The organism is Ruegeria sp. BHSB056 (assembly GCF_059613305.1).
Map to the genome: position 1 here is coordinate 1 of NZ_JBXWSG010000061.1, position 23,266 is coordinate 23,266.

The 23,266-nt window shown below is 56.1% G+C and carries 22 protein-coding genes; 9 read left to right on the top strand and 13 right to left on the bottom strand.

What is annotated here, in order from left to right:
* Window positions 1-159, top strand: a 159-nt coding sequence (locus AC2FND_RS14190) for a nucleoside-diphosphate kinase (RefSeq protein WP_496770425.1), incomplete at its 5' end; no start/stop codon positions are given.
* Window positions 160-218: 59 nt separating this feature from the next.
* Here AC2FND_RS14190 and AC2FND_RS14195 read toward each other — a convergent pair.
* A complete protein-coding gene (locus tag AC2FND_RS14195) occupies window positions 219-566 on the bottom strand; it encodes a TfoX/Sxy family protein (RefSeq protein WP_209504134.1) in 348 nt (115 codons plus the stop codon).
* A 213-nt stretch (window positions 567-779) separates the two neighbouring features.
* Here AC2FND_RS14195 and AC2FND_RS14200 point away from each other — a divergent pair, with 213 nt between their 5' ends.
* Genes AC2FND_RS14200 through AC2FND_RS14210 form a run of 3 tightly spaced genes read left to right on the top strand, consistent with a single transcriptional unit; the run spans window position 780 to window position 3,147 of the window.
* A complete protein-coding gene (locus tag AC2FND_RS14200) occupies window positions 780-2,300 on the top strand; it encodes a CHAD domain-containing protein (protein ID WP_496770405.1) in 1,521 nt (506 codons plus the stop codon).
* A gap of 3 nt (window positions 2,301-2,303) precedes the next feature.
* Window positions 2,304-2,696, top strand: a complete 393-nt coding sequence (locus AC2FND_RS14205; protein WP_496770406.1) for an AAA family ATPase — start codon at window positions 2,304-2,306, stop codon at window positions 2,694-2,696.
* 22 nt (window positions 2,697-2,718) lie between these two features.
* Window positions 2,719-3,147, top strand: a complete 429-nt coding sequence (locus tag AC2FND_RS14210) for a CYTH domain-containing protein (RefSeq protein WP_496770407.1) — start codon at window positions 2,719-2,721, stop codon at window positions 3,145-3,147.
* Here AC2FND_RS14210 and AC2FND_RS14215 read toward each other — a convergent pair.
* From AC2FND_RS14215 to AC2FND_RS14255, 9 genes are all read right to left on the bottom strand, one after another.
* The gene (locus AC2FND_RS14215; RefSeq protein ID WP_496770408.1) at window positions 3,144-4,514 is read right to left on the bottom strand and encodes a sensor histidine kinase; all 1,371 of its coding nucleotides are present in this window, start codon (window positions 4,512-4,514) and stop codon (window positions 3,144-3,146) included. The genes AC2FND_RS14210 and AC2FND_RS14215 overlap by 4 nt on opposite strands.
* The gene (locus AC2FND_RS14220; RefSeq protein ID WP_480505434.1) at window positions 4,507-5,187 is read right to left on the bottom strand and encodes a response regulator transcription factor; all 681 of its coding nucleotides are present in this window, start codon (window positions 5,185-5,187) and stop codon (window positions 4,507-4,509) included. The genes AC2FND_RS14215 and AC2FND_RS14220 overlap by 8 nt, the downstream gene beginning before the upstream one ends.
* A gap of 180 nt (window positions 5,188-5,367) precedes the next feature.
* Entirely contained in the window at window positions 5,368-6,804 is a 1,437-nt protein-coding gene (locus AC2FND_RS14225) for a DegQ family serine endoprotease (RefSeq protein ID WP_496770409.1), read from the bottom strand.
* Window positions 6,805-7,553: 749 nt separating this feature from the next.
* Window positions 7,554-8,153: a nucleotidyltransferase family protein gene (locus tag AC2FND_RS14230; RefSeq protein ID WP_496770410.1), complete on the bottom strand. Its 600-nt coding sequence runs from the start codon at window positions 8,151-8,153 to the stop codon at window positions 7,554-7,556.
* 31 nt (window positions 8,154-8,184) lie between these two features.
* Window positions 8,185-10,602: a GcvT family protein gene (locus AC2FND_RS14235; RefSeq protein ID WP_496770411.1), complete on the bottom strand. Its 2,418-nt coding sequence runs from the start codon at window positions 10,600-10,602 to the stop codon at window positions 8,185-8,187.
* A gap of 96 nt (window positions 10,603-10,698) precedes the next feature.
* Window positions 10,699-12,006 carry an HlyC/CorC family transporter gene (locus tag AC2FND_RS14240; protein ID WP_496770412.1) on the bottom strand — a complete coding sequence of 436 codons (1,308 nt, stop codon included), beginning with the start codon at window positions 12,004-12,006 and terminating at the stop codon, window positions 10,699-10,701.
* A 63-nt stretch (window positions 12,007-12,069) separates the two neighbouring features.
* On the bottom strand, window positions 12,070-13,026 hold the full coding sequence (locus tag AC2FND_RS14245) for a site-specific tyrosine recombinase XerD (protein WP_496770413.1): 957 nt from the start codon (window positions 13,024-13,026) through the stop codon (window positions 12,070-12,072).
* A gap of 2 nt (window positions 13,027-13,028) precedes the next feature.
* Complete coding sequence (locus AC2FND_RS14250; RefSeq protein ID WP_209596030.1) at window positions 13,029-14,549, bottom strand: hypothetical protein; 1,521 nt, start codon at window positions 14,547-14,549, stop codon at window positions 13,029-13,031.
* Complete coding sequence (locus AC2FND_RS14255; protein ID WP_209504123.1) at window positions 14,539-14,688, bottom strand: hypothetical protein; 150 nt, start codon at window positions 14,686-14,688, stop codon at window positions 14,539-14,541. The genes AC2FND_RS14250 and AC2FND_RS14255 overlap by 11 nt, the downstream gene beginning before the upstream one ends.
* 79 nt (window positions 14,689-14,767) lie before the next feature.
* On the opposite strand from AC2FND_RS14255, the gene AC2FND_RS14260 reads away from it, so the two are divergent.
* Together AC2FND_RS14260 and aroB are read left to right on the top strand one after the other, a co-directional pair.
* On the top strand, window positions 14,768-15,355 hold the full coding sequence (locus tag AC2FND_RS14260; RefSeq protein WP_496770414.1) for a shikimate kinase: 588 nt from the start codon (window positions 14,768-14,770) through the stop codon (window positions 15,353-15,355).
* Window positions 15,355-16,467, top strand: a complete 1,113-nt coding sequence (gene aroB / locus AC2FND_RS14265) for a 3-dehydroquinate synthase (protein ID WP_496770416.1) — start codon at window positions 15,355-15,357, stop codon at window positions 16,465-16,467. Before AC2FND_RS14260 ends, aroB begins: the two co-directional genes overlap by 1 nt.
* An 8-nt stretch (window positions 16,468-16,475) precedes the next feature.
* Here the strand turns inward: aroB and AC2FND_RS14270 are convergent, their stop codons facing one another.
* Together AC2FND_RS14270 and ssb are read right to left on the bottom strand one after the other, a co-directional pair.
* Window positions 16,476-17,546: a site-2 protease family protein gene (locus AC2FND_RS14270; RefSeq protein ID WP_209504120.1), complete on the bottom strand. Its 1,071-nt coding sequence runs from the start codon at window positions 17,544-17,546 to the stop codon at window positions 16,476-16,478.
* A gap of 18 nt (window positions 17,547-17,564) precedes the next feature.
* Window positions 17,565-18,053: a single-stranded DNA-binding protein gene (ssb, locus tag AC2FND_RS14275; protein WP_209504119.1), complete on the bottom strand. Its 489-nt coding sequence runs from the start codon at window positions 18,051-18,053 to the stop codon at window positions 17,565-17,567.
* A 202-nt stretch (window positions 18,054-18,255) separates the two neighbouring features.
* Between ssb and AC2FND_RS14280 the strand changes: the two genes are divergently transcribed.
* The 3 genes from AC2FND_RS14280 (at window position 18,256) to AC2FND_RS14290 (ending at window position 21,010) form a co-directional block, all read left to right on the top strand.
* Entirely contained in the window at window positions 18,256-18,834 is a 579-nt protein-coding gene (locus tag AC2FND_RS14280; protein WP_209504118.1) for a lytic transglycosylase domain-containing protein, read from the top strand.
* A 96-nt stretch (window positions 18,835-18,930) separates the two neighbouring features.
* On the top strand, window positions 18,931-19,893 hold the full coding sequence (locus AC2FND_RS14285; RefSeq protein ID WP_496770419.1) for a LuxR C-terminal-related transcriptional regulator: 963 nt from the start codon (window positions 18,931-18,933) through the stop codon (window positions 19,891-19,893).
* A gap of 130 nt (window positions 19,894-20,023) precedes the next feature.
* Window positions 20,024-21,010 (top strand): MBL fold metallo-hydrolase, encoded by a 987-nt coding sequence (locus tag AC2FND_RS14290; protein WP_496770421.1) that lies wholly within the window; start codon window positions 20,024-20,026, stop codon window positions 21,008-21,010.
* Window positions 21,011-21,120: 110 nt separating this feature from the next.
* Here AC2FND_RS14290 and AC2FND_RS14295 read toward each other — a convergent pair whose 3' ends face one another.
* Complete coding sequence (locus tag AC2FND_RS14295) at window positions 21,121-23,208, bottom strand: dipeptide ABC transporter ATP-binding protein (protein WP_496770423.1); 2,088 nt, start codon at window positions 23,206-23,208, stop codon at window positions 21,121-21,123.
* Window positions 23,209-23,266 lie beyond the last annotated feature (58 nt).

Consider the following 23,266-nt stretch of genomic DNA (forward strand, 5'->3'; position numbering starts at 1 on the left):
GTCATGGGCGCAACCAACCCTGCAGACGCAGCGCCGGGCACCATCCGCGCCGAGTTTGCGGAATCGGTCGGTGAAAACTCGGTCCACGGTTCGGACGCTCCGGAAACCGCAGCAGTTGAAATCGCATATTTCTTCTCGGGTATTGAGCTGGTCGGCTAAGCCACAGCCATTGCTGACAAATAGGGGCCGCATCCTTGGTTGGGTGCGGCTTTATTCGTTCAGACCTGCTTTAGGTCCTTTGGTGCAACACGAACCCCGATGGCGTCCAGATCTGCAATCATCTGATTTTCCGGAGCAGCCCCGTTACCGGCTTTGATTGCGTCGAACCTTTCGCGCAGGGCTTTTTTCTCGTCACCCTTGCAGTCGTTCCACGGGCGGCCCTGCAATCCCATCACCAGAACATAATATCCGATGAAATGCGCCCTGGTGCCTGCCCGCAACAGGCGGGCGTAGGCTTCGTCCGGCCCTAGTTCTCGCAGCGCTTCAGCCGAATGAATACCAGCACGTGCGCAAGCCTGTTCAAAGGCCGGGCCAAGGTTTCGGATCGAAGATACTGGTTCGCTCATAGTGGTTTCTTACTTCGGTGCCCGGGGCCTGTCATCCCGTGAATATACTCGCTCGCAGTCATAATGGCTTGATGTCCTTCCGGGTTCCGCCGAGATTGAACAAGAAAACCCAGAATGGCGTTGGGGCAGCCCGCCAAACAAAGGGGCGGGCGCGCAAATGACCGTTGAGAAACCCGTAAACGGGTTTCTGAAATTGAACTGGAAAGGCGTATCATGACCAGATCGTCAGGCGATCAGTTCATTTTCCCAGTGAGGATTGACGAAACGGCTCTGGCAAATGCCATTGCCGGGTTTTCCCAAGAAGTTTCACCCGGTAGCCCCGTCAAAGCTTTCGCATTGCTCGATTGTCACGATCAGTCATTGCGCGCCTCGGGTCGTGCTTTGATCGATACCGGCGGGGTGTTGCACCTGCTGCGGAAGGATCACGGCCCTTTGTCTCAGCAATACTCGGGGCATCTGCGGTTTGTGCGGGACTTGTCAGAAGGGCCGGTTCAAAAGGCGCTGAGCGACTTTCCTGAACTGCGGGCGCTGACGCGGATCGGTGTTGGAGAGATCGAGGCAAAGACCTTCGCCGTGCTTGATGATCTGCAAAAGACAAAAGTCAGGGGAACTTTAACGTACATGTCGACGCCATCAGGGCAGGCGACCATTGTACGAATTCAGAAGTTGCGCGGGTACAAGAAGGCTTATCAGTTGGTCTGTTCCTCTATCGCCAGCATTACGGGCGGTGTTCATGATATTGAAACGCTCTATTCCAGCCTGATTCCAGACATGGTTCCCTATCAGGCCAAGCCCGAAATAAAGTTTGGTCAAGCAGATCCTTGCAGCGAAGTCGCTGCGAAAATCATTCAAACATATCTGCGGGTTGCGCGGCAAAACGAAGATGGTGTGATCGCTGACATCGACACCGAGTTTTTGCACGATTACCGGGTATCGTTGCGCAAGATCAGGTCAGTAATCAGCCTGTTCAAGGGCGTGTTGTCAGAGTCTCAGACGGCCGAGCTGAAGCGGGTCTTTTCCGACCTCATGACCCGTACCGGACCTCTGCGCGATTTGGATGTCTACCTTCTGAAAAAAGACAAGTATTTCAATCTTATCCCGCGGAACCTTCACGTAGGATTGTCCGAGATGTTTGATCAGTTTCAAACGGAACGTGCACAAGAGCAACTGCGCCTGTCACAATGGTTGCACAGCGCCGACTACACGACGAACATGACAGACCTGACCGCACTGTTTGCAAGTCCGGACCACTTGGACTTTGGACCAAACGCGCATCGCGGCACGTATGACTATGCCTGCGCGCTGATCTGGAAGCGCTATCGCAAGGTGTGCAAACTGGCGCGCGGTATAACTGTCAGTACGCCAGACAAGACGGTGCATGACCTTCGCATTGAATGCAAAAAGCTTAGATACCTGATGGAGTTGTTTGACGCTCTATTCGATTGGAATGGTTTGAGAATGATCCTTAAGCCGTTGAAAAAACTCCAGGATAGTCTTGGTTTGTTCAACGACTATTCTGTTCAGCAAGATGCGTTGTTGACCTTTGTTGCGTCTCGCGCCGATACGCAAGGCCGCGTGGACGCGCAGATCGGTTTGTCCGTGGGCGGCCTAATCGCTGTGCTTGATCAACACCAAAAGACGGAAAGAAAGCGCGTTGTCGCAAGTTTCCATCAGTTTGACGGGCAAGAAATCCGGCACATGTTCCGCAGTCTGTTTCACCACAAAAAGGAGTAAGGAATGAGGATCATTGCCTGTTACAGCAACAAGGGCGGTGTCGGAAAAACCGCGACTTCGGTGAACCGGGATTATGCCTATGCACAGACTGGTCAAAGGATATTGCTGTGCGATCTCGATCATCAGGGTGCGTCTGGGTTCTGTTTTCGAGACGCCGATGAAATCGTTGTTCCCGTCAGTCGCACAACCTTGACCGGGCGGTCATTTGGTCAACTGAATGGCTTCTTCAACAAACGTGAGCTGCGCCAGAAAAGTTGCGAACGTTCTTTTCGATGGTGCAGCATCGGGTCTCTGTCGGCACTTACGCAGATCGCGGCGCGGTTGGTACGGCATATCGGGTGCTTTTTGATAAGCTGGAAGATTGAGCGGGGGTACCCTTATGAGCAGGGAAATTGAGCGCAAGTTTCTGGTGGCAAGGATGCCGGACCTGAGCCGCGCGGAAAAAGCAGAGGTGCGTCAGGGGTACCTCACCGCGCCGGAGGACTCGACCGAATTGCGCTTAAGGCAAAAGAACGATGTGTTTTTCCTGACCTTAAAAGGAGGCGGTGATCTTGTACGTGTTGAGCGTGAGACAGAGATAACCCGGGACCAGTTTGAAACCTTCTGGCCGGAAACTCGAGGACGCCGGGTCGAGAAGGTACGTCACACGGATCAAATGCCGGACGGCCACCAGTTCGAGCTGGATGTTTTCTCAGGCGGCCTGGAACCCCTGTGTCTGGTTGAAGTTGAATTCCATACCAGTGAAGCCGCAAATGCCTATGTCCCGCCGGATTGGTTCGGTGCGGATGTCACCGAGGATAAACGTTATAAAAACATGATATTGGCGGTAAACGGACTGCCGGATTAACTCTGAATTGCCAGATTGATCGTGGTTTCCAAACCTGGGTTGCAGTTTCGGGCTGCGAATGTCCCGCCATGCATATGGGAAATCGCGGCAACCAGCGCGAGCCCCAATCCCGCATTGCGTTCTGTGCGCGCCGGATCAAGCGTGACGAACGGAAGCTGAAGGCGATCCAACTCTCCGGGCGGAACACCCGGACCACGGTCCCGAACCCGCAATTGGGCAAATCCGTCCTCGATACCGATTGAGATCGTGATTGTGGTATCTGCCGGTGCGTAGCGCATAGCGTTTTCCAGCAGATTGGAAAGAGCCTGCGAGAGGAGGGGCCGGTGCCCCTGAATTGCGGGGGCAGAGCCGATAACCTCAAGACGGATGTCCTGATCCGCGGCCACCGGATCATAAAGCTCCACGACATCGCCAACCAGTTGCTGCAAGTCAATGTCTTCGAATTGCTCGCGCCCCAGACCGGCTTCGGCCCGCGATATCTCGGTAAGCTGCCCCAAGACCCGCAAAACATGGTCGATTTCTCCCGTTGCCCGCGCAATGTCGATCTCGCGATCCAGATCGCTTTTGCCGGGCTCGGAAAGGGATTCGACCCGTTGGCGAAGGCGGGACAGAGGAGAGCGCAAATCATGTGCGATAGAGTTCGAGGTGGTGCGCAGATTACTGACCAGCTCTTCGATCCTGTCGAGCATGTTGTTCAACGTGCCAGAGACCTGATCGAACTCGTCCCCGGTTCCGCGCAGGGGCATCCTTTTGGAAAGATCGCCGGAAACGATGTTTTCGGCTGTGCTTGCGATGTCTGACAGGCGTGAAAACACCAGACGTGTGAACAGCCAGCCGGTGATCACGCTCAGGACAAATGCAATTGCCAGTGCCAGTGCCAGCGAACGGAACAGCACGCGGTCGAATTGTTGACGGACAGCTGCATCCCGGCCGACCAAAAGGCGTTCACCGCCGGGCAGGCGGATTGATGCCGCCGAGATAGGCACCAGTTGGTCATTGTCAGCCCTGCGCAACTCAAGGTCGACCCAGCCGCTTCCGGCGGTCACATTGACCGGCCAGGTTTTCAGGTTACCCACAAGCTTGACACCTTGCCGATCCGCCAGAAGATACAGCGCGTCTCGGTCGGGCGCGCTTGGAAGACGACGCTCGATCGCTGTGATCAGCCCGATCAGCCCGCGCCGTTCATATTCATCTGCAAGCCCGGTCAGTTCGGCGGACACGACTGATCGGGTCTCGGATTCGATGCTTCTGTTGGCTGTCACATAGACCAATGCCAACACGGACGCGGTCAGGAACGTGCTTAGCACCATGCTGGTGGTGACAAGTCTTGTTCGTGAATTATTAAGGGAAAGCCGAAGGTTATCCATCGGACATCATGTAACCCGCACCGCGAACAGTTTCAATCAAAGGTATGTCTCCGCCTTCATCCAACTGGCGGCGCAACTTTGAGATGTGAACATCCACAACGTTGGTGTTCGGGTCGAAATGATAATCCCAGACGCCTTCAAGCAGCATGGTGCGCGACACGACACGGTTCTTACGGCGCAGAAAGAATTCAAGGATCTGGAATTCACGAGGCGTCAGCGTAATCTCATGGCCGTCCCGCGTAACCTTGCGGGTCAGAAGATCCATTTCAAGATCCTTGCAGGTCAGCGTCGGCGTTTCTTCGGATTCCTGCGGACGTCGCAACAGGGCTTCGATCCGTGCATGAAGTTCCTGAAACGAGAAGGGCTTGACCAGATAATCGTCGGCGCCTGACCGCAATCCTTTGACGCGCTCGTCTACTGCGCTCATGGCCGTCAACATCAAGACAGGTGTTTTCAGCCCTGCTGCACGCAGGGATTTGATCAGCGACAGCCCGTCCAGACCGGGAAGCATCCTGTCCAGAACAATGGCGTCAAACCCGCCATCCGTGGCGTGGTACAATCCTTCGCGGCCATCAGCAGCCGTTTCGACCACATAGCCCTCTTCGCCAAACCCTTTGGCAATGAAATCCCTGGTGTCAGTGTCATCTTCGACGATCAACAGACGGCGGCTCATGATGTGGTTCCTTTCCCTAAGGATTTAAACACAAAATTCAAACAAAGCATATGGTTTGCTGACGATCTTGCCGGGTGCTGGGCACGCACCCGGCAAGCCCGACGGACAGCGGACAACTCAGTTCCGTCGGGTGAGGCACGCGCCGGTTCTCCCCATCAAGCGGCGCGCGCATGGTATTGATCAGACCAGTTCGACGGCAACGAAGATCTGGCTGCCAGCCCGGTTGATCAGCACCAGTGCCGGGTCTGTTTTTTCGCTGTCCAGTGCCGCCTTCAGCGCTTCGGGTGTGAACGTGTCCTGATTGCCCAGTTTGACGATCACGTCACCGCGTTGCAGACCCGCCCGAGCCGCAGGGCTGTCCGGTTGCAGGTCTGTGACGACGACACCTTCGACGGCTTTGGCGATACCTGTCTCGGCTCGCATCGTTTCGGTCAGCGGGGCCACGGTGACACCAAGCGACGTGCCCGCCGCTTCGGATTCGACAGGGGTATCGGACTGAGCCGACGCTGCCTGATGCTGGCCAACGGTCAAAGTGACCGTTTCCTGTTTGCCATCGCGCAGAATGGTCAGATTACTTGCGGTGCCGACCTTGGTTGTGCCCACCAGAATGGGCAGGTCACCACTGGAGTCTACGGCTTCGCCGTTGAAGGACAGGATAACATCGCCTTGCTCCAGAACGCCATCTGCAGGGCTGTCGGCGACAACATCTGCCACCAGTGCACCCGAGGAGGCATCAATTCCCAGTGCCGCCGCAAGCTGCGGGCTGATATTCTGGATAGATACACCCAGCCATCCACGGCTGACCTGCCCGTCGTCCTGCAGATCGACCGCAATATGTTCAACGATGTTCGAGGTTACAGCAAATCCCAATCCGACGGATCCGCCACTGGGGGAATATATGGCCGAGTTCACGCCAACCACTTCGCCGTCCATGTTGAAAAGCGGGCCACCAGAGTTGCCCTTGTTGATGGCGGCGTCCGTTTGAATGAACTCGGCATAAGGCCCGTCCGAGATATTGCGCCCTTTGGCCGATACAATGCCGGTAGTAACTGTCGAGCTCAAACCAAACGGGTTGCCGATCGCAACGACATCTTCGCCAACGCGGATTGCATCGCTGTCACCCAGTTTGACAGCTTGCAGACCCGGGCCTGCATCTATCTTCAAGACTGCGATATCTGTCAGCGGATCGGTGCCAACCACCTCGGCCTCAAATGTCCGGTCATCATTTAGGCGAACGGTTACAGTCTCGGCATTGTCCACCACATGGTGATTGGTGACGACATAACCGGCTTCATCCAGTACAAACCCTGACCCGAGCCCTTGTGCCGGACCGCGTTGAGGCATGTTGAACCCTTCAGGCCCACCAAAACGTTTGAAGAATTCCCCAAACGGATGACCGTCAAAATCAAAACTCTGCCCCTGTGCGGGGCTTGGGGCGGCCTTTTGCTCGGCAATGATGGTCACAACCGACGGGGAAACGGTTTCGACAAGATCGGCTAGCGCCTCATCCGCCATCGAAGGTAAAGCGGTTGTGGCCAGCATGGCTGCGCCCAATGCGCTAACACCCATCCAATTGGATGTGCGGGGAAGTAAAAGCGAAGATTTTCGGATGCTCATTTCTGTCTCCTGGTTTGATCACGCAATTTCCGTTGCGCGTTGAGACATGAGATGCACTGGCAGGATTGGGGTTTCCTGACTGATCAATTAATAAATCTTAATTTTGCCACAAAGCGGGTGTTTTGTGGCGAAGGACGTTGATCAGGATTCGCTGATTTGACCAGGTAGGTCGAAGGCGAATCGGAGGATTGTTGCCAAAACAGACGTCAAACTTTCAAAAAAGTTGTATTTTCATTGTTTTGTTGACAATGCTTTCACTGAACAGTGGGGAAAAATGCTGCTCTTCCAATGGTTGTGGGCGAGTCCGGAGGTCTTTGGACTTGACGCTGTAACTTTGCCGAGAGGCAGCTGAATGGGCGCATAAGTTTGCGCTTAATTCCGAATCGTTGATTTGTGCACTGAATGAGGATCGCCTATAGGTTGAGCAGGCCCCAGGGCTATGTTGCCTAAAAGCCAAATAGAGATGCGCTAAATTAACCTATTCATCCAATTTTACGTTGTTTCTAAGGATCGGATAAGTGAGGATGAAATTGCCCAAGTGAGGGGAAGCCAAAAGCGCTAGGGGGCGCTGGCGGCTAACTCAGTTACCGGAAGTTTTAGCGGCGTGTTAACGAGGGGGTCTTGTTTAGGTTTAGCGGCTAGGGAACCAGAGTGTCTAAAAGACCTATTGGTCAAACTTTTGGAATTGTAGAAAGTGGTAGTCCTGTATTGGGCACCGGCCCGGTCGATATCGACCGGGCCGTGTTTATTCAAGAAGTACACTTTTTACGCCAAGCGTTCCAATCTTCCGGTGTATCCAGATCTAAAACCGCGTTTTGACCGGGCAGGGGTTGCAGGAATACGCCGCACTGTTGCGAGCGAACCACCGCCTGCGCGCCGTGATCGCCGTGTAATGCCGAAAGCTGAGTGAAAAGCGTCCGATCGAAGATCACCGGGTGCCCGGGCTTTCCATCTGCGGTTGTTCCGCGCCAGACTACATTGTCGGGATGCAATCGGCGTGCTTTCAAGATCGTTCTCAGATCGGTCTGGGTCAGGTCAGGTAAATCGGCCAGCAAAACCATGACTGCGGGTGCATCTGCAGGAAGGTATGCGATAGCGGTGCGCAAACTGGCGTTCATTCCCTCTGCCGCGTCCGGAACGGGAACCGTCTGAACATCCATTCCCGTAAGTGCATCATATCTTGGGTGCGGGCGCGGTGGCAGGGTGACAAGGACAGGCGCCACACCACGCGCAAGGGTCGCCGTACGGGTCAGCAGTGGAATGCCGTCGATTTGCTGCATTAGCTTGTCCAACCCGCCCATACGGCTGGATTGACCGGCGGCAAGCAGGATGATGGGTATTTCAGTCACTGAGCCATACTGCCGTCAGTCATGTGTGCTGTCATCCCCTCATGCGTCTACCATCTGGGTCAAACAAAGGTGTCGAGATAACCTTCGCTTTGCGCATCTGCCCCAGAATCTCGATTTCAACCTCCAGACCATCTTCTATGCGCCCGGACGGCAGAAAGCCCATGGCGACGGATTTTTGCGCAAAATGAGAGTAGCCGCCCGAGGTACAGAACCCAACAACTGCGCCATCCAGCCAGATCGGTTCATAGGCGTTGACGTCTGCATCGTCCGTATCAACCTCAAAGGCTGCCAGCTGGCGGGTGGTTCCATTGGCCCGTTCTGCTTCCGCTGTATCGCGGCCGATGAATTGGGTGTTTTTGCTGAATGCAATGAAACGATCCAATCCCGTTTCCGCGGCGGTGTAATCGGGCGAATACTCTCGCATCCATGAGCCAAAGAACTTGTCTAGCCGCAGGCTCATCATCGCGCGCATTCCGAACGGAACAATGCCGTGGGGTTGTCCGGCCTCCCACAGCGTCCACCAAAGCTGACGCTGCGCTAGGGGGTCGCAATAGATTTCATAACCAAGATCGCCCGTATAGCTGACACGCTGAACGACACAGTCGGTCATGCCGACAGTCATCCGGCGCACGTTGAGGAAGTCGAAATCCGTCAGGTCGTCGCGGGTGCAGGCCGCCAGAACCTGCGTTGCCTTTGGGCCGGCAATCTGGAAGCCGTTCAACCGGTCGCTGACGTTTTCTATCCTCACGTCGTCCTGAGCGTTTTGCTGGAACCACCGCATGTGGAAAGCCTGACTGCCATAGGACGCCGTAAGCTGGAACTCAGTGTCAGTCAGGCAGGAAACGGTGAAATCGCCAATTAGCTTGCCCTTGTGCGACAGCATCGGGGTCAGAGACAGCCGACCGGGTTTCGGAATGCGGCCAGCCATGATCCAGTCCAGCCAGTTCCGAGCATCGGCTCCGGTGATGCGGTATTTGCCGAAATTGTGGACTTCGTTGATACCCACAGCTTCACGCACTGCCCGCACTTCGCGCCCAGTCGCAGCGAACGCGTTCGAGCGGCGGAAGGATGGAGTTTCAAATCCCGGCTCATCTTCCTGCGCAAAATAGTTTGGCACCTCAAGGCCGTATTGCTGCCCCCAGACCGCGCCAAGATCGCTGAAGATGTCGTACATTGGCGTTGTGCGGTTGGGGCGTGCAGCGGGCAGTTCTTCGTTCGGATAGGCGACGCTGAAGCGTTTTTGATAATTCTCGATGACTTTGGGGCGGGTATAACCTGGACTGATCCAGTCGCCGAAGCGGGCAACATCCATGGCAAACACATCGCGCTCGGGCTCACCTTCGATCATCCACTGCGCCAGCGTAAGGCCAACGCCGCCACCTTGACTGAACCCGGCCATGACACCGCAGGCCGACCAGTAGTTGCGCATTCCGGGTACAGGGCCGACCAGCGGGTTGCCATCAGGGGCAAAGGTAAACGGCCCATGGATCACCGATTTTATCCCAGCCTCAGCCAGCACAGGAAAGCGGCGATACGCGAATTCGATACTGTCGGTGATCTTGTCATAATCATCGGGCAGTAACTCGTGCCCGAAATCCCACGGTGTGCCGTCTACTGCCCAGGGCTTGCAGGGCTGTTCGTAGAACCCGATGCACAGGCCGCGCCCTTCCTGCCTCAAATAGCTTTCACCTGCCGGATCCATGACATGCGGATGCTCGCCACCCGCATCGATAATCGCTTCAATCTGTGGGATCGCGTCGGTGACAAGATATTGATGCTCCATCGGGTGCAGGGGAAAATAGACACCGGCCATGGCGCCAACTTCACGTGCCCAAAGCCCGCCCGCATTAACAATATGTTCTGCATGGATTGTGCCTTTGTCGGTGACGACATCCCAGCTTCCATCGGGGCGCTGGTTGGTTTCACGTACCATACAATGGGTTTCAATTGTGGCACCGCCCATTCGCGCGGCCTTGGCATAGGCATGGGTGGTGCCTGACGGGTCCAAATGACCATCCAGCGGATCATAAAGAGCGCCGATAATTCCGTCGGTGTTCGTTATGGGCGCGATCTTTTTGATTTCTTCCGGGCCGACGATTTCTGTCTCAAGCCCCATGAACCGATGCTTGGCGCGCTCGGCCAGCAGCATATCAAACCGGTCCTGATTATCGGCAAGTGTCACACCGCCCACGTGGTGCAGGCCACAGGACATGCCGGTGATCTGTTCCAGTTCTTTATACAGCCTGATCGTGTAGCCCTGCAGCGCCGCCATGTTGGTGTCGCCGTTGAGGGTGTGAAACCCGCCTGCCGCATGCCAGGTCGAGCCGCTGGTCAGTTCGGACCGTTCCAGCAACATGACGTCCGACCACCCAAGCTTGGTCAGGTGATAAAGAACCGAACATCCGACAACGCCGCCACCAATGACGACCACCTGGCATGAGTTTTTCATCCGCTCCTCCTTTTCTGGTAGGACGGTGCAGATCAACGATAAAGCATTCTGTCATACGAGCGACAGAGCGCGTCGTTTTTGTCTCGCACCCAAACCCTATAAGGGACGCACTTTCAGGGCTGTGATACGATTGCCTTCGCGTGCTGTGACCTCGAACCGGAAGCCATGGAACGAAAACACTTGTCCAACAACCGGGATCATTTGGGCTTCGTGGATGACCAGACCAGCAAGAGTGTTGGCCTCTTCATCCGGTAGCGACCAGTCCAACGCACGATTGACATCGCGAATGGTCATAGCACCTTCGACAAGGAATTGGCCATCATCCGTCCGCACAACCGGTACCTCTTCGGCTATATCGAACTCATCGGCGATTTCGCCCACGATTTCTTCCAGAATATCTTCAAGCGTAATCAGGCCACGCAATGAGCCATATTCGTCCACCACCAGCGCAAAATGACCATGCATCCTCAGAAACTCGCGCATCTGGTCATCCAGAGTTGTGGTCTCTGGAACAAAATAGGGGGCATTTGCGACTTTGCCGATGTCAAAGCTGGCCAATCGGTCAGTGCTGCCGTCACTGCTGCCAGCCTGTGCATACATCGCGCGGAACAAGTCCTTGGCGTGAACAACGCCGACAATGTTCTCCTGCTCGTCCCTGAAAACAGGCAGACGAGTGTGGGGGCTTTCAAGGCATTGCCTCAGGATAGCTTCGGGTGGGGCGTTCGCATCGATCATCTCGATGTTGGAACGGTGGAGCATGATCTCTTCCACCGTGCGGTCGCCCAGATCCAGCGCGCCGAGGATGCGGTCGCGATCTTCCTTTTCAACCACCCCTTCGGAATGGCCCAGTTGCAGAGCGCCTGCGATTTCTTCGCGCACGGCCAGAATGTTGCTGTCAGGATCGATCTGAACTCCGAACAGGCGCAATACGCCACGCACCAACAATCGAACGGCCGCGACGACAGGTGAAAACACCGTCACTACCACGCTGATGATCGGTGCAACGGCCGCAGCGGCCTTTTCGGAATTGGTGATGGCGTAGGTTTTGGGCAGCACTTCGGCAAAGATCAGCACCAGAAAGGTCATGACCAGGGTCGCCAATGCCACGCCGCTTTCGCCAAAAAGACGTGTGAACAACGCTGTCGCCAGCGACGCGGCCAGAATGTTGACGAGGTTGTTGCCCAGCAGAACCGACCCGATCAGACGTTCGTTGTCGTCGGTTATTTCCAGCGCCTTTTTAGCCCCGCGCGATCCCTTGTCGGCCTGAACGCGTAGTTTCCCCCTTGACGAGGCGGTCAGCGCCGTTTCCGAGCCCGAGAAAAATCCGGACAGGATAAGCAGGAACAGGATAGCGCCGGTCGTAACCCAGAATGCGCCGTCGAACATAGAAGGTAAGGGTTCCATTGGTCCTTGATAGATTTGTGTACTGCATCCGTTATGGGGACGTCGCCCCGCTGGATCAAGGTCTTAGCCCTTGTCCTCATTGCGGTCCTTGCTCAGCGGGTGATGTTGCAACACCAGTTCCGCCAGACGTTCATCCAGAACATGCGTATAGATTTCGGTCGTCGCCACGTCTGCATGGCCCAATAACGTCTGGATCGATCTCAGATCAGCGCCGTTGGCCAGCAGATGCGTGGCGAATGCATGGCGCAGCGTGTGTGGTGTGACTTTTTCAGAAGAAACACCACCCCGTACAGCCAGCTCTTTCACCAGCAAAAAGAACCTGTGCCGTGTCAGATGACCGGACTTTCCGCGTGATGGGAACAGAAAGCGCGAGCGCTGAGCGCCTTTTTCCGCGGCCAAGTCCTCGGCCTTGTCCCGCGCGGTCAGCCACGCGGCCAAAGCATCCCGGGCCGGGGGCGACAGAGGGACCATTCGCTCTTTACCCCCTTTCCCAAGCACCAGCAGCATCCGGGGATCGCCACGGGCCGAAGAGACGGGCAAGGAGACAAGCTCAGTCACCCGCATTCCTGTGGCGTACAAAACTTCCATCAGGCAGGTGTTTCTTAGCCTGTCAGCTTCGGTTCGCCCGGTTTTTTGGGCGGCCTCCAGCAAACGGTCAACTTCGGGCACATCCAGCGTCTTGGGCAACCGTTTCTGCCGGCCGGGACCTTTGATCTGAATGGCAGGGTTGGTCGCGCGCCAGCCTTCCTCAAAGCCAAACCGGTACAGCTGTTTTATAGCAGACAAACGCCGCGCGCGGGTCGAACGTGACAAGCCCTGTGCATCGCAGTCGATCAGGTAGGCTTCGATCAGGTCGCGATTTGCCTGATCAAATCCGGATTTCTTGCGGTCCAGCCATTCGGCAAAATCTTTCAGGTCGCGCCCATAAGCCAGCAGCGTATTGGTCGCAGCGCCAAGCTCCGCCGCCTGCGCCTGCAAAAACGTTGAAATCCACAGTGCATCTGATACCGGAGAGCCCATGATCAACGCTCTTGCAGGATCAAAAGGGACAGGGCGGCACGTCGCGCGGTGTCCTCCAGCCCAACGCGCCGGAATGTTGCAATTGCCGCTGTCAGATCCACCAGATTGCCCCGCGCGCCATGTGCAAACAGTTGCATGGCTTCAATAATGGCTTCGCCCAATTGACCGTTGGTCAGCAACGCATCAATGTCGCCTGGCACAGGCGCTGCCCATTCAAACCCCTGAGCGACGGCATCAGCCAAAGGGGACGGGGACACCGCGCGCCCGGGGTCGCCTTGTGCCAAAGCGGCAAGAAACTGGGTGTCGTTGGATGTGTCAGGTGTTGACAAGGCGGCCTGTTCGTAAAGCCCGGACAGCATCAGAATACGCCAGCGCAGGCTTTCGGTGGTGGCAACCGGCAATGTGACAGATGACAAGCGCTCGGCGAACAGTTCGGCAAACGGAACCTCAAGCCCGACACCACGCATCTGTTGCCAGACCGGCTGCAAGGTCTTTCCTATCGCTTCCGCGTTCCCGGTGTCCAACGCGCTTTCAAATCGCTGAACGGCAGCCACCCGATCCCAGACAGCACCTGAGGCTGCCGGATCACGCTCGGTATAAAGGCCCAGCAGCTGATTGGGGGTTAATGCGCCAATTCGGGTCAGCCGCTCCGCTGCTTCGATCTGTGCCTTCCAACCTGCGACATCGCGCAGATCCGCATTGGCAAACGCCCGTGGCAGCGGAGCGGAGGGAAGCCGTTCGCCAATTGCCTCAAACAAACGGAACGTCAGGGGATCAGGGTTTTCCGGCTGCGGCAGGTAAGCTGCGCCTTCATACAGTTCCGGGCTGAGGAAACGGTCCAGAACCGCCAGATCCTCGGGTGGAAGGATTTCAAGCGCATGAGCTGCCTCAAGTGTCAGCGCGGCTGAAACCCAATCCCCGCGGCGGGCCTTGCAGAAGATCTGAGCCGCATAGTCCCGCGAAAGATGCGGTTCAGCAATAAGGGCGGTACAGCTACGATCCTCATCCCCGGTCAAGAGCGTCGCATCGAACCAGCGCTTGAAACGGTCCTGCGTGTCAGTGGGCCCGGCCAATTGAACAAGCGACTGCGCCGGATCAGCAGCGCCCAGTTGCATCAATCGGTCCAGCCGTGCCAGCAAAAGGATTTCTTCAGCCAGAGGCCCTGACGGCGCGCGGGTTTCAGACAAGAGCAGCGTGAACAACAATCGCTGCATGGCCGGGTTGTCACGCACGTGGACGCCGGCGATCAGTTCGGCCAAACGATCCGCATCGCTGCCCTGCCAAAGGTCGACGGGCAGACCAGTGACTGAGGATGAAACAAGGCCCAGCGGCTGCGACAGCGCTTCAAGCGAAGTCACCTCAATTTCCGGCAATGCGCCATCTTGCGTGACCGGAGGTTCCAGCAGAACGGTTCCCGGCAGGTTTTCCGGCGGGTCTGTCAGCCATTCGATGGCGGATAAGGGTTCCTGCGCATGTGCCGACCCGGCAAGTGTGATTACCAAAAGCAGTTGCTTAGTTGACATCCAGTGCAACCGGCTCGCGAATTTCACTTTGAGGCGCAGAGAAATCCGCACCAAAGAATGGACCGACATAGGCATAGGCGACCAGCCCGATGAATGCCAGGCACAGAACATATATCAGGAATTTGATCAGACGGCTCATGGCGTCACGCTGCCTCAATTTTTGATTTTGACCAAGTTATAACTGGCATTTTTCCCAAGATCACGTCATTCACGGTGAAATGAGCGAAATTAAGCATAACACGCACTCAGCGGACGCGCAGACCCGGTTTGATCTACACAAAACCGTGGTTCTGGTCGGTATGATGGGGGCCGGAAAGTCAGCCGTGGGTCGCGCTTTGGCCGCTCGATTGGGTGTTCCTTTTCTGGACAGCGATTCCGAAATCGAATCAGCCGCCAACATGACCATCCCCGAAATCTTTGAGCGGGACGGGGAACCTTTTTTTCGCACCAAGGAATCACAGGTTATCAGCCGCCTGCTGGATGACAAAAAAGGCGTACTTTCAACGGGTGGCGGCGCGTTTCTTCAGCCTGACAACCGGCGTATGATCACCATGCGGGGTGCGTCGGTCTGGCTGCGGGCAGACCTGAAAGTTCTGTGGAGCCGTGTCCGCCACAAGGACACGCGCCCGCTGCTTCGTACTGCCGATCCTTATGCGACATTGAAAGCCCTCTACGAGGCGCGTGTTCCGGTTTACGCCGAGGCGGATCTGATCGTGGATTCGGATGGCGAAACTTCGATCGAGAATATGGTGGACCGGGTTGTCGACGCCTTGTTGGCGCGCCCTGATGTTTTGGAAATCAGATAATGCATCAAACAGTACAAGTTGAACTTGGGGACCGGTCGTATGACGTTGAGATCGGTCCGGATCTTCTGGCGCGCGCGGGCGATTGGATTGCACCGCTATTGGCGCGTCCTAAGGTGGCCGTCCTGACAGATGAAAGTGTCGCTGATCTGCATCTGGAAACGCTGCGTGCGGGTCTGAAAACCACCGGGATCGAAATGTCCGCGCTGGCCTTACCCGCCGGAGAGGCAACAAAAAGCTGGCCACATTTCGAACGCGCGGTTGAGTGGCTGTTGACTGAAAAGGTTGAACGCAGCGACGTTGTTGTGGCCCTTGGTGGTGGGGTAATTGGTGATCTTGCCGGCTTTGCCGCAGCCGTTCTGCGCCGAGGTGTTCGGTTCGTACAAATCCCCACGTCTTTGCTGGCGCAGGTCGACAGCTCTGTCGGGGGGAAAACAGGGATCAACGCCCCTCAGGGGAAGAACCTGATCGGCGCTTTTCATCAGCCATCGCTGGTTCTGGCCGATACATCTGTGTTGCAGACCATGTCCCAGAGGGACTTTCTTTCAGGGTATGGCGAAGTGGTGAAATACGGCTTGCTTGGGGATGCTGATTTCTTTGAATGGCTTGAGGCGAACGGGCAAAGTGTGTCTTCAGGCGACATGGCCGCACGTGTGCGTGCGGTAACCCGCTCGGTTCAGATGAAAGCCGATATCGTGGCCCGGGATGAAACCGAACAAGGTGACCGCGCCCTGCTGAATCTGGGGCACACCTTCTGCCATGCCTTGGAGGCCGCCACAGGGTATTCCGACCGTCTTTTGCATGGTGAGGGCGTGGCCATTGGTTGTGCACTTGCGTTCGAGCTTTCGTCCCGCCTTGGCCTGTGTTCACAAGAGGACCCAAGCCGGGTACGCGCACATCTGCGTGCGATGGGCATGAAAACGGATCTGGCTGATATTCCGGGCGAATTGCCAAGTGCCGAGGTGCTGGTGGATCTGATGGGGCAGGACAAAAAGGTCGTGGACGGCCAGCTGCGGTTTATCCTGGCCCGCGGAATTGGTCAGGCTTTTGTGACCTCGGATGTGCCGAAGGATGCGGTCTTGTCGGTTCTGTCGGACGCTCTCGCCCCGGTGTGACGCAGGGGTTAACGACCCTGAATGACCATCAGCTCGCCGATGTTTTCGCGGGTTATGTAACCGATCATGCGACCGCCATGGGTCAGAACTGCAATGGCCGGCGCCCCATTGTGCAGGTGTTCCAGCACGTCCTCAAGGCCGGTTGTCAGCAGGACTGTGGGGACGTTTGCATCCATGATCGAGGTCGCGGGCGCGGTTCTGGGTTGGTCGCTTGCAAGGGCGGTGAACAGGCGATCGCGTGTCACAAAGCCCAGCAACGTGTGATTTGGGTCCAGTATCGGAAATTCGTGCTGCGTGGTGTGAATCACGGCTTGTGCCGCTGTGCTCAGCGTATCACTGGGAGAAAGTGCGTGAAACTCGGTGATCATCGCGTCACGGGCCAGAACACGACGAACCGCAGATCGCAAAGCGACTTCCTGGCTTTCTGCATTGGCTGCAAAGAACACAAATACGGCGATCAATACCAGAATTGGATTGCCAGAGCTCAGCCCTAGAAATCCAAACCCGACAGCGACAACCTGGCCACCAACGGCTGCAACTCGGGTGGCTTTGACACGATTCATGCGTAAACACAGAAGGGCGCGAAAGACGCGGCCTCCGTCCATTGGGAAGGCCGGGATCAAGTTGAAGATGGCCAAAAGCAGATTGATATAGGCCAGCTTGTCCACAATCCTCACATTTGGTGACTCCAATTGCGCGAGGGTCTCTAGCGGCATACCTGCGCCAAGCGCGGCAAGGCCAATAAAGATAGCGATATTCACTGCCGGACCCGCAAGCGCCACCAGAACCTCTTGCATCGGTTTTTCCGGCATTCTCTCAAGCCGGGCCAGGCCGCCGATGGGCAGAAGGGTGATGTCGGGGGTTTTGATACCATAACGCCGCGCCATAAGGGCGTGACCGAACTCATGCGCGACAACGCAGGCAAACAGCGCCAGAACAAAGAGAAGGTTTTCTATCGCGGCTGGCACGCCACCGGCTGAGAATGCGGCAAAACCGACCCATGCAAGCAGCAGAAAAAAGGTGACATGGACCCTCAGTTCGGACCCGAGCAATCGGCCGAGAGAGAAGGACCATGTCATATTGTTACTCCGCTTTGGTTAGAACGGAATCTCGTCGTCGTCGATTCCGCCCGAGGCTGGTGCCGGAGAGCTGGATGGGCCGCCGTAGGGGTCACCGTAACCACCACCAGCCTGGCCGCCACCATAACCGCCGCCGCTGCCTCCACCGCCTTCACTACGACCGTCCAACAGGGTCAGTTCCCCGCGATAGGGGCGTAAGACAACCTCGGTCGTATATCGATCCTGACCGGATTGATCCTGCCATTTGCGGGTTTCCAGCTGGCCTTCGATATAAACCTTGCTGCCCTTGCGCAGATATTGCTCGGCGATGCGGGCCAGCGGTTCCGAGAAGATGGCAACCGAATGCCACTCTGTCCGTTCGCGCCGCTCGCCCGTGTTGCGGTCTTTCCAGTTCTCCGAGGTGGCAATGCGCAGGTTGCACACTTTGCCGCCGTTCTGGAACGACCGGACTTCGGGGTCGCGGCCAAGATTTCCCACCAGAATGACCTTGTTGACTGAACCCGCCATGTAAATCCTCGTTCTGTTCTGCGTAAATGCGCCGAATCTGGCGCAATGAGTTTCGTGAGACCCTATACGGCCTGCATCATGGTTGAAAACAGTTGATACAACACTGTGGAACAAGAGTCTTACTGTACTATTTACCAAGCTTTCATTTTTTGCGGGAATACCTATACTTCCACTGGTTTTTGATCGAGCAGGATAAGCAAAGATGCGTTCTTGGGTTGCTGGGTTTTCTGTTGCCTGCCTAGTATTGGCCGTTGCGCCGGTGCAGGCACAAACCTTGTCCAGCAAAAGCCGCAAGGATATTTTCCTGAAACAGGCGAAGGTTCTGGATTCTCGTGCGGCAACCCAGTACCGCGACTCGGCCCGGCTGAAACCCAAAACAACGCGTGATCAGGTCAGCAAACGGTATTCAGGAAAGTATCGCGGAGAATATTTGGAAATCGCGCGCCGTGTTGCTCGCCTTCACAGCATCCCTGAAGATCTGTTCTTGCGTCTCGTGCAGCAGGAAAGTGGATGGAACCCACAGGCGAAGTCACATAAAGGTGCGTTAGGACTGGCGCAGCTTATGCCACAGACGGCCGAGCTTTTGGGCGTAAACCCCCATGATCCCAAGCAGAACCTCGAAGGCGGTGCCAGATATCTGTCCTGGCAGTACCGCAAGTTCAAATCGTGGCCTTTGGCGCTGGCGGCCTATAACGCGGGTCCCGATGCGGTTGAAAAGCATGGTGGTATTCCGCCGTACAAGGAAACCCAGAACTACGTGAAGGTTATCTGGGGCGGCTGAAACCGATGCTGCGCCGCAGAACGTCCTATTCTTGATTCAGTGCAAAGCCTCCAACTAACCTGACAGGGTATCGCCCAGAAACTGGTGAGGCCCCTAATGCCTGCTGATCATCCGCAGATTCCCAAAGAAACGCTGGCAAACTGGCAGCAACTTGTTGATCTGGTCGCAGAACTGGCCGACGTGCCCGCAAGCCTGATCATGAAAACCGACGCGCCGGATCATGCGGTTTTGATCACATCCGATCACCCCGAGAACCCGTATCCGGTCGGTCTGAGTTTCCAGTTGAACCCCAAGCTGTACTGTCAGGGTGTTCTGGAGCGTGACGGAGAGTTGGTGGTCCAGGACGCCAAATGTGATCCGGTTTGGGCGGACAACGACGACCTGGAACACGGAATGACCTTTTACATCGGCTTACCGCTGAAATGGCCCGATGGATCGGTGTTCGGCACAATCTGTGTTCTGGACCGTAAACAGAACCGGCGGGCCCTGTTGTTCCGAGAGGGGCTGGCGCAGTTCGCGCGCATGGTCGAGTCGGATTTGGCTTTGTTGCAAGAGGTTTATCTGAGACGCGCGTTGGAGGAGAAGCTGAACGAAACACTTGCCCAGCTTGAAACGCGTGTTTCGGATCGAACCCGAGAGTTGCAGGAGACGAACACGGCGTTGCGCGTATTGCTCTCAAGTCTCGACGATGACCGCAAAAACCGGGATCACGAAATCATCGAGCAGGTTCGTAGCAGAGTATTACCATATCTTGAAAAGGTTCGGGCGCAGCTTTCAGGGAATGAGGCGCAATTTGTCTATCTTGAGCTGGCCGAGAAGAACCTGAACGAGATCACATCTTCGATGTCTGACAAGTTGACGGATGCCTTCGCGGCAATGACCCCGACCGAAATGGAAATTGCACAGATGGTCATGTTTGGGAAAACCACGAAGGACATTGCCAAGGCCCTGTCCCGAGAGACGTCGACAATCGATTTTCACCGCAACAACATTCGCCGAAAACTTGGACTTGAGGGCCGGGATCAAAACCTGCGCAGTCATTTGCTCTCGATTTCGTGAATGTCAAATATGGGGAATGCCCCCATATTCCACCCCCATTTTTTCGGTCTGAGCTGAAGCGCTTTGGCTTGTTACCCTCTGGGATGAGGTGCCGAAAAACGGCGCACGTCCAACAGAGAGGTACATAGATATGGATCGTAAGGATCTGAAACCGACCATCCTGAAAGGGGACAGGGATCATCTGGCACCGGGGTTGTCTCGGCGGTCATTTTTCATGGCGGCAGGTGCCGCCGGTGTTGGCGCGACAGCTTCAGTGCTGGGCGCGAAACCGGTCGAGGCGCAATCGCAGGCGTGGTTGCAACCAGGGAACAATAACCATGTGATCGACCTGCAGGGATCGACGGGGCAGGCCAGTGCCGGAGTTGTCGGTATCGATTATTATGGCCATTGCGCCATCAAGATCACCTCGCCCAACGGCACAACGGTCCTGTTCGACCCCTGGCGTGATGACCCGTCGGGCGCGTGGGGGCTTTGGTTCCGCAATGAGTTCCCCCAGATCCCGGTAGACATTACCCTGTCGACCCACGCGCATTTCGATCACGACGCGATCGAACGCCCAAGTTCGACCATGGTGCTGGACAGGATGGTGGGCAATTTCGAGTTCGCCGATATCAAGATCACTGGTTTTGCAGATAAACATGCCTGCGTAGCGCCGGGCTGGTACAACTGGACAAATGCACTGGCCGAATTTGGGGTCGAAGCCTGTCCGCCGAACAATGTGGGTCATATGGATATGGTGGTCTATCTGGTGGAAACAGGTGGCATTCGTACGCTGATCTGGGGTGACAATCGCCATAACCCGCCGCAGGAGTTTTGGGACGCCGTCGGACAGGTCGATGTTCTGACCCTACCGGTAGACGGGTCGCAACATATCCTGAGCTTCGATCAGGGTAATGACATCGTGGCCAAGCTAAAGCCCAAGATCATTATCCCAACTCATTACCTGAACGAAGTTACGTCTTACACGCTGACCACGCTGCAATCAGCAGACGAGTGGGTAAAGGGGCAGCAAAGCTATCAGATGCTTGACAGTGCCAACCTGAAACTGGAGGCCGGTGAGATTGCTGGTATGAACCAGGAGTTCATGCATTTCGGCAACAATGTCATGACTGGCTGAACTTTTTTTTGGAACCACCACTCACAAGCGTCGCCAGTCTCCTCGTGACACGCGGCACTCACAGAAAGGGCCGGTCAACCACCGGCCCTTTCCAGTTATGATCCGCGAACCTATTCGGCTGCGACTTTGATTACGGGTTGCATCCGTGCCAGCACTTCTTCGGACAAGTGGCACTTCACCTGATGCCCCTTGGCCAATGTCTGCACAGGCGGCACATGCGACTCACAGCGCCCATCTGGCACTTCGGATTTCCAGCGACACCGTGTCTGGAACGGGCATCCCGGTGGTGGGTTCATGGCCGAAGGGATATCACCCTCCAGAACGATGTGCTGCTTTTCGACCGATGTATCGGCGATGGGAACAGCACTCAGCAACGCTTCGGTATAAGGGTGGTAGGGGGGTGCAAAAACCTGATCAGTTGTGCCCAGCTCGACCACGTGCCCCAAATACATTACCATCACACGGTCGCTGAGGTATCGCACGATGGAAAGGTCATGGCTGATGAACAGCAACGTGGTTTTGTGCTCGCGCTGAATTTCCATCAGCAGGTCGGTCACCGCAGCTTGCACGGAAACGTCCAGCGCCGATACGGGCTCGTCGGCCACCACGATGCGCGCATCGCCAGCAAAGGCGCGCGCGATACCTACGCGCTGCTTCTGGCCACCTGACAGCTGACGCGGCATCCGGTCAGCAAAGGCGCGCGGCAGCTTCACCAGATCCAGCAGCTCCAGCATCCGCTTCTTGCGCTCGGCCTCAGAATTGCCAACACCGAAGATTTCCAATGCCCGGATGATCTGGCGCCCGACGGTCATCGACGGGTTCAGCGTGTCGAACGGGTTCTGGAACACCATCTGAACTTCACCAACGGTCTTTGCGTCGCGCTCTTCTATGGGCACCTGTTCGATATTGCGGTTGTCCAGAAGAATCTGCCCGTCCGTGGCCGTCTCAAGACCCATGAGAACTTTGGCAAAGGTGGATTTGCCGCAACCGGATTCACCCACGATGGCCAATGTCTCGGACTCATGCGCCTCGAAACTGAGCGTTTCGTTTGCTTTCACAACCTTCTTTTCGCCACCACCGAACAGGGCATTTGCTGCAACCTCATAGTATTTCTTGAGGTTGTCCATCTTCAGAACGACCCTGCCGATCTCACCTTTCGCTTTCTGATCACCCACCGTGATTGGTGCGTTCCAGTCAATCTCTTTGAATTTCAGGCAACGGGTATGGTGCCGGTCATTTCCGGGCACCGCCTCCATCAGGATGTCCTTGGCGTCACAGCGACCCTCTTCGAAATAGTCGCAGCGCGGGCCAAAGTTACAACCTGGGGGCCGCTCATGGGGTAGGGGAAAGTTCCCCGGTATAGCCACCAGCGGGCGCGAATTCTTGTCGGCCCCCGGCAGCGGGATCGACCGGAACAGGGCCTGCGTGTAAGGATGCTGCATCTCGTCAAACACATCCTTGATCGAGCCGCGCTCGACCGCCTCACCCGAATACATCACGCAAAGCCGGTCACAGGTTTCCAGAACCAGCCCAAGGTTGTGCGAAATGAACAGCATCGAAGTGCCGTATTTCTTGCCCAGATCCTTCACAAGTTCGACCACCGCAGCCTCAACCGTCACATCAAGTGCCGTCGTTGGTTCATCAAGGATCAGAAGCGCCGGTTTTGACATCAGTGCCATTGCGATCACGATCCGCTGTTGCTGACCGCCTGACAGCTGGTGCGGGAACGAGTTGAGCATTCGCTCGGGGTCCGGCAGGCGCACATCGGTGACAACTTCCAGCGCGCGCGAATACGCTTCTTCTGCGCTGACGCCCTCGTGAATCATGGGCACTTCCATCAGCTGCTTACCGATCTTCATTGCCGGGTTCAGTGAGGCCATCGGCTCCTGATAGATCATCGCGATCTCATTGCCGCGTATGTCGCGCAATTCATCTGAACTCATTTCCGCCAGATCACGACCCTTGAACTTGATTGTACCACCAACGATGCGACCGTTTTTGCCAAGGTCCTGCATGACACCCAACGCCACCGTGGATTTACCGCAGCCGGATTCACCGACCAGACCAACAGCTTCACCGGGTTGCACGCTGACAGAGAAATCCATCACGGCCGGAATTTCCCGCAGGCGGGTAAAGAAGGAAATCGACAGCTTGTCGATCTCAAGGATCGGGCCGTCATAATCCGCCATCTTGCTCATCTTGTATCTCCTCACCAGATCGAGGGGATCCTCTTCATCTGGCTAAAAATATCTCGGG